Origin of the sequence: Staphylococcus pasteuri, from assembly GCF_003970495.1 — a bacterium.
Lineage (GTDB): Bacteria > Bacillota > Bacilli > Staphylococcales > Staphylococcaceae > Staphylococcus > Staphylococcus pasteuri.
The window spans coordinates 1-357 of the sequence record NZ_RXWW01000055.1; the positions used below are offsets into that span (position 1 = coordinate 1).

The window sequence follows — 357 nt, forward strand, 5'->3', positions numbered from 1 at the left end:
GCTTTAAAACTCTAATTCACTCGGTTTTGCTTGGTAAAATCTATATTTTACTTACTTATCTAGTTTTCAATGTACAATTTATATGGTGGAGACTAGCGGGATCGAACCGCTGACCTCCTGCGTGCAAAGCAGGCGCTCTCCCATCTGAGCTAAGCCCCCAAATAAAATATTGAATTAATGGTGGGCCTAAGTGGACTCGAACCACCGACCTCACGCTTATCAGGCGTGCGCTCTAACCAGCTGAGCTATAGGCCCATTAATTATTTGTAAAACAAACAATCAAAACTGAATACAATATGTCAATGTTATTCCTTCATCTTCTACGAAGATGTTCCGAATATATCCTTAGAAAGGAGG

Annotated in this window: 2 tRNA genes; both read right to left on the reverse strand. The window is 40.6% G+C overall.

The annotated features are described in order from the left end of the window. Window positions 1–83: 83 nt before the first annotated feature. Window positions 84–159 (reverse strand) — tRNA-Ala (locus CD121_RS07865). A 19-nt stretch (window positions 160–178) separates the two neighbouring features. Beyond that, window positions 179–255 (reverse strand) — tRNA-Ile (locus CD121_RS07870). Between the last annotated feature and the right edge of the window lie 102 nt (window positions 256–357).